Annotated in this window: 3 protein-coding genes; all 3 read right to left on the minus strand. The window is 46.2% G+C overall.

Annotated features, from left to right (window positions below):
- On the minus strand, positions 1-2678 hold a 2678-nt coding region (locus QUA25_RS20680; protein ID WP_333040981.1), incomplete at its 3' end, for an FG-GAP-like repeat-containing protein.
- Between the two features lie 69 nt (positions 2679-2747).
- On the minus strand, positions 2748-3245 hold the full coding sequence (locus QUA25_RS20685) for a hypothetical protein (protein WP_333040982.1): 498 nt from the start codon (positions 3243-3245) through the stop codon (positions 2748-2750).
- A gap of 154 nt (positions 3246-3399) precedes the next feature.
- Positions 3400-7381 (minus strand): S8 family serine peptidase (locus tag QUA25_RS20690; RefSeq protein ID WP_333040983.1); only part of this gene is annotated, 3982 nt, incomplete at its 5' end.

The raw sequence follows: 7381 nt of genomic DNA on the forward strand, positions 1-7381 counted from the left end.
GTCGGTAACGCAGGCGTTGGTGTCGGTAACGCAGGCGTTGGTGTCGGTAACGCAGGCGTTGGTGTCGGTAACGCAGGCGTTGGTGTCGGTAACGCAGGCGTTGGTGTCGGTAACGCAGGCGTTGGTGTCGGTAACGCAGGCGTTGGTGTCGGTAACGCAGGAGTTGGTGTTGGCGTATTGTCGTTATCAGTAATCGCGACGCTAACAGCCGGAATTGTGATGCTGTTATAGTTAGTATCGGTACTGGTAGCAGTATGGTCGATCGCACCTGCATGATTTCCTTCAACTAAATTGTCATCAACCGCAGCAACTGCAACAGTTTGAGCAACATTCCAATTATTCGCTGTAAAAGTAAGTGCGGTAATTGGTTGAATTTGACTGCCTGTAGCTAAGTTAATCGTAACAGGTGCTGTTGGTTGACTATTTAACTGAACACTGTAACTTCCAGTTGCACCGCCTTCCGTTGCATTCGTGCTGGCAGGATTAATCGTAATGCCAGGAGTTTCATTATCGCTGTTGCTGGCGCTGACATCATCGGGATTGAGATTGCTGTAATTAGTATCGGTACTGACAGCCGCAGCAGTGACAATATTGTAAGTTTTACTGCCATCAGCAACGCTGTCGTCAACACCTGTCACCGTTACCGTTTGCGGTTGATTCCAGTTCGCAGGCGTGAAAGTTAAACTATTGCTAGAAACTGTTCCTTCGGCGGGATTGGAACTGCTCAAATCAATGCTAACATTAGCACTGGGTTGACTGTTAAGTTTAACGGTAAATGTAGCGCTGTCGCCTGCTTCTGTCGTCACTAATCCGCTGGCAGGATTGACGGTGACTCCGGCAGTGTCATCATTACCGATCGTAGTTGTAGCGTCAGCAGTCGTAATAGTCGGAGTCGGGCCGGGCGCAACCGGATTTGACAGAGTAACAGTAATAGTTTCCTCCGGTTCAATTATGGCATCGCCCAACACATCGAAAGTAATGGTTTTCGATGTCTCGCCCGCAGCGAAATTAACCGTACCAGTAACGCCAGTTGCGCCGGAAGTACCGCCGATATTATTGTAATCGCTGCTGTTTGTAGCAGTTCCTGCAATTGCATAATTTACACTGCTGGCAGCATCGATACCGCCGCTGCGAGTCACGGTAAAAGTAACAGCAGTTTTGCCGCTGTTGCCTTCGGCGATGCTGGCAGTAGCGGCAGCAATAGTGTAATCTATGGCATCATTGGCAGCAATAGTTAGCGTTGTTTGCTTTGTTGTACCTGCAATCCCGTCAGTAATTGTGCCAAGGTCGAACACCGCTGTTTCGGCATTTTCTGGGATATTGTCAGCTTTGACAGTGACTGCAATATTCTGAGTTAGGGTGTTAGTACCTGCGGGGAATGTAACAGTGGTAGGTGAAGTGTAGTCTGAATTTTGGGTTGCTGTGCTGCTGGGGTTAAGTGCGATCGGGATTGTAACATCGACAGCAGGAGTAGCATTGAGAGTTACGGGTACATTAACTACGGTATCGGTGCTTCCTTCGATTGCGCTATAGTTAGCTGCACCGAAATTTGCCGCCAGATTCAGTAGAACCGAGACGTTATTAGATTGGTTGTTTGCCGTAGCTAAGTCTGTCTTGCCGTCAGCGTTAAAATCCCCCGCAGCAACGGAATACGGAGTTGTCCCCGCCCCAAAATTAGTAGAAGTCGAAAAACTGCCCGTACCATCTCCCAACAGGATTGATACATTGTTAGATCCGCTGTTTGCTACAGCTAAGTCTGACTTGTTATCGCTGTTAAAGTCTCCTACTGTAACAGAATAGGGACTTGTCCCCGCATTAAAATTAGTAGCAGCCCCAAAACTGCCCGTACCATTTCCCAACAGGATCGATACGTTGTTAGATCCACTGTTTGCTACAGCTAAGTCTGACTTGTTATCACTGTTAAAGTCTCCAACTGTAACAGAATAGGGACTTGTCCCCACATTAAAGTTAGTAACATTTCCAAAGCTGCCAGTGCCTGTCCCCAACAGGATCGATACGTTGTTATATCCACTGTTTGCCGTAGCTATGTCTAGCTTACCATCAGCATTAAAGTCTCCCGTGACGACAGACTGCGGATTTGTCCCCACATTAAAATCACTTTTAAAAGTGTTAGTATAAGAACCACCCCCAAGGGGGCCTCCAGATGGTATAAACGGCCCCGGATCGAAGTTAGCAGGAGCATTATTAAAGCTGCCTGTACCATTCCCAAACTCAATCGATACGCTGCCAGATCCACTGTTTGCCCTAACTAGGTCTAGCTTGCCGTCAGCATCAAAGTCTCCCGCGACGACAGACAGTTGCCGGATTTGAGCACTATTTAATTGAGTAGGAGCCCCAAAGCTGCCTGTACCTGTGCCCAAAAGGATATCTGCCCGGTAAGTGGGAAACTCCAATGCTCCGCTGTTGCTAAGCGACAGTGTGACTATATCCAGGTTACCGTCGCTGTTAAAGTCCCCTAATGCCAGAGCTCCGGGAGAGTTAGCATTAAAGTTGGTGGCAGTGCCAAAGTCACCTGTGCCAGTTCCCAACAGGATCGAGACGCCAGAGCTGTTAGATGTGGCGATATCTGGTTTGCCGTCTTTGTTAAAGTCTCCAACAACAACGGAATTGGGGTTTGTGCCGACAGGGAAGTTGGTTGCGGTGCTGAATGTAGACATGATTGATTTACCTCTGAATTGACAAGTAATTTTTGATGTTTGGAGTTATGAAACTGATGCAAATCACACCTAAGTTGCTGGCATCAGTGTCCCGACGATCGCAAGTACAGTCAGGCTGCCTCCCACAGCGATTGTTGCTATATTCCATGCCGAAAATCGACTGTTAGGATTGTGGTTTGGTGCTGCTACACAGTTCAATTTATTCACATTCTCTTGAACGGGAAGCAAAGCTATTATAGAGAAAAAGCTCACTAGCAAGTATGGTTTTGGCAGTCGGACACACTGCAAAAGCCCAATCCAAGCAATAGTCAGCATAAAGGGACTAAAATTGGGAGCAACACAGTACGATTTAGCCCAACTCCTAATTTCTCTGAGTAAGGGGTAGAAAAAAATACCGCTGAAAAAAGCTCTCCAAAAGGGGCTAATGTCTCTTCCTGTTGCGGCTTTGAATAGCTGCCAGTTTTTATAAAACCAAAAAGTTTGATAGAGTCCGAAGGTTACTAGGGACATCACTAACAACTTAAGCCGAGAAACAGGAAAAAACATGGGTTGGGAATCTTCATTCATATCAAAAACCTCATGGTGGATACACTACTACTCGATCGGGACTGACGCACGGGTGGTCAGAAACCTGGTTTTTGACGATAAAACTTCGTTACAGCCCTTGAAACGGGCAAAAAACCCGGTTTCTTTGGTACTTATGCGTCCAGGAATATGGCTATTAGATAGAGCCAAAATCGGCGACATTAATTAGAGTGGAGGATACCCCATTGAGAGCAGCTAAAATTTCTCCGTTTACTGAGGAACGGATGAAAGTTGTACTGTTTTCTTGAGTAAGTGACAGTTGCGAGAAAGTAAGATTGTTGCCTAGAGAAAGCAAATCTTTTCCGTCTTCAAAATCCAAGATAATATCGATACCCGAATTGCTAGAGAGCAAGAAGCGATCGTTGCCATCACCTCCTGTCAAACTATCATTTCCAAAACCCCCAGTCAGCAAATCATCACCATTACCTCCTAGCAGAATATCGTTGCCATCGCCGCCGTTTAAAATGTCAGCACCCCGGTTGCCAAACAAGGCATCATCACCGCTACTTCCAAGCAAAGTATCGCTACTTTTGCCGCCGAACAGAGTGTCATTACCCAAAGCACCATCGAGAGAATCATTGCCCCTCATGCCCATCAAAACATTATTGCTGCTGTCGCCAGTCAGGATATCGTCGCCGCTGGTACCGAGAATTCGATCGGGAGAATTGCTGCCCAAATCCGCGTCGCCACTGACAACAGGAGTTGCAATCCCAGCAGGTAATGTCACAGCTTGAATTTTGGTATCTAAAGCAGCACCAGTATTGTCAGTAACTACCTGGGAAATTGTCTTATTTCCCGCACCGACTGCTTTGAAGTCTTGAGTTGTTGCGCCCAAAGCTACTTGTTGGACGCGGGCGACAGCTTGAGTAATTGATGTTCCTGTGGGGTTGGAGACAAGTTGGTCAATGCGCTGATTTGCTGTTGCCATTACTGTCGCAGCTTCCGGAACAACTGGTAATAGTTTTTGGATATTGAAACTAGGGTCAAACTGTTGAATGTTAGCAACAGCTTGCTGAATTATTGGTTCTAAAGCTGCTGAAGAACTCATGTTTAAAACCGTACCCGATGCAATTGGAGTCGTAATTGAACTGACAACAGCCTTGACAATATCGGTATTGGCTGCACTGGAAGCACCGTCAATCAAAGCTGCTGTTTGAGTGATGAAATTTTGGACTTTCACCATTTGTGATAAGACTTGGAAACCGCCCGGTAAATTGTTGTTAATGGCTGCTAGGGGGTCGAAGTTAGTCAGGTCAAATTCAGCGGGAATTGCTAGAGCAGATTTGACCAGAGATTGTGCTGTTTCCGGTGCAACTCCTTTGTCGATTAAGTCAGCGACTAAGCTGGTTAAGAGGGTGACAACAGTAGAATCTGGTGGTGCAGTGACTGGTGTTTCTAGGGGTAAGCCGGTGGCGGTGTCAGTGCCTCCAAAAGCAACTAAATTACCTTCTGATGAGTCAATTTCGCCATTCTGATTTTTGTCAAAAGTCTCGAAGGGAATATCGAGGTAATATTCACCGTTAGAGTCAGTAGTAGTTGATGGTTCCCCGGCATCAAGGATACCGTTTTTGTTGGCATCTAAGAAGAGAGTCGCACCGGAGATATAACCGTCAATGACAGCACCAAAGTTGGATAGTTTCATTAAAATGACATCACTTGCAGTTGCCCCCGATGTGTCCGTTGCTGTTAATTTTATTTCCAAATTTCGCTCCCCTGGAATTGTTCCTTGGAAGGTGCGGTTATTCGGGTTAAAAGTCAGCCAATACGGTAAAGCTTCACCATTTTTTAAAGTGGCTGAGTAGGTGAGGCTATCTCCCGGATCGGGATCTGTAAAAGTATTTGTCGGAAAGGTGTAGTTGAAATTCCTGCCATTGCTGACTCGCAAGTTCTGGAAATGCCACGGAGTTGTTGTATAGCCGTAGTTTAACACCGGCGGGTGATTATTAACAATACCTTGACCCAAAGCCAGCACATCGACGCGCTTGAAATCAAGACCGGTATGGTTAACATTGTCGTCTTCATCGTCGCCGTCATTGATAGTGACACCTGTTTGTTTCAAAAGATTAGCGAACTCTGTTGGCGTCAGTTTGCGGCCTAATTCTTGCTGTGCTAACTGTTGTGCTAATACTGCTATGCCGCTAATGTGGGCTGTAGCTTGACTGGTACCGTGATAGGTGCTTCTCTCGTTTATATCGCCATCTTTGCCAGCCCCAGTGATAGGTGCTCCTGGAGCAAAAACTGTGGTTAATTGCCCGTTACGCTGAGAAAAAGGAGCAATCCGATCCGCAGCGGTGGTGTTAGCTATTACAGACTCCCCATTATTTTCACCAGGCTTATTCGCAAAATAACCTCCCAAAGAGGAATAACCAATGTCGGAATTGTATACCGCGCCAACCGACAGCGAATTCGGATCGGCTGAAGGGTAGTTTACACCTGGAAGCTGATTAGGATCTTTCTGGTACGGGTAGTAACGATTGCCTGATGAAGAGACAACAATTATATTCTTTGCGGCTAATGCTGCCAGTTCATCTCCAATACCGTAGAGTGAAGTTTGACTGGTGGGAAAATTTTCACCGCTGCCGAATGCCATACAAACGCTGGCAATGTTGTAAGTATCTGCATTTTGCAATACCCACTGCAAAGCTTGTTCAACATACGGAAACTTATTAATTTCGTCACTACCATCAGCAGGTATAATATCTTTTCTGACCTTGAGGTCGATAATCTTCGCCCCAGGAGCCATTCCCGTATAGGTTGGATCTTCGGAGGCAATAATGCTGGCAATGTTCGATCCGTGTCCGTCTTTGTCGCTTGCATCTGCGTCACCCTCGGCAAAATCGTAGTTATAAACGATGCGATCGCTGATGCCGTTTGAGTCGCTGTCAGGACCAAAGAATGGGTGGTTTAAGTTGATGCCAGTGTCTAATACCGCTACAGAGAAACCGCTGCCGTCAATACCGGAAAAACGCGGTGTGGCGCGGAATTTGTCCAGATTTATTTGCGCGCTGGATACACTAGCAGAAGTCTCATGAAAGGGAAAGGGGTCGTTGCCGCTGCCGTCAAAACCACCAGAAAAGTCTGCTGGCAGGAAGTTATTAGCGAAACTGGATACATTACTGTTGCCGCCAATATCACCAAACAGCAGTGTATCGAGGAAATTGCTATCGAGCAGGGAATTGGATAGATTGTTATTGGCTAGAACATTGTTGATGCCAGCCACCAAGTTTCTGCTAATTGAATTTGACTGCGGATTTGTGACGGCAGGGCCTTCATATCCTGTAGTTGTGACACCTGCAAGACGAGGTACAGCCGACAAATTCAAATTGTATGGAGTCTCGGCGCTATTAACTGAAGAAACTCGAAGGCTGTAAGTGCCGTGTTCCAAAATGCGGTTAATTAATTTTGAGCCAGCGCCAGAACTTATTGCAGTTGAGATGACATTTTGATTGCTGTCAAGCAATTCAAGATTAATATCTCCCGTAAATCCGCTGACTGACAAGTTGAAGTCATTGTCAGCACCGATCGTGAATTTGTAGTAATCGGGATCGTTACTACTTACTGAATCACTGTAGTTTCTGAGAGCGGAACTTGCATTGATTGTACGGGCTGTAGCTGATGTGTTTGCAGCTAAGTCTTGTGCTGGGATATTGCTGTCATTATCGTTATTGGTGACAGCGACATCGGACGCATTTAATCCGTTAAATCTGTTATCCGTACTGACAGCAGGGCTAGTAACAATGGTGTAAGCTTGATCGCCGTCAATAGCAAAGTCGTCAACGCCTGTTACCGTTACTGTTTGCGGCTGATTCCAATTCGTAGAGTTGAAGGTAAGCGATTGCGGGGAAACTGTTCCTTCTGCTGTATTGGAACTTGCTAAATCTATTTTCACATCGCCACTAGGTGGGATGTTTAAGGTGTTGAGTTGAACATTAAATGTTGCTGTTTGGCCTGCTTCTGTGGTGATTAATCCACTTGTAAGATTAACGGTAATTCCAGCAGGTGTTGGAGTTGGAGTTGGTGTTGGTGTTGGTAACGGAGGTGTTGGTGTTGGTGTTGGTGTTGGTGTTGGTGTTGGTGTTGGTAACGGAGGTGTTGGTGTTGGTGTTGGTGTTGGTAAC

It is taken from the genome of Microcoleus sp. Pol17C6 (assembly GCF_036701145.1).
Classification (GTDB): domain Bacteria; phylum Cyanobacteriota; class Cyanobacteriia; order Cyanobacteriales; family Microcoleaceae; genus Microcoleus.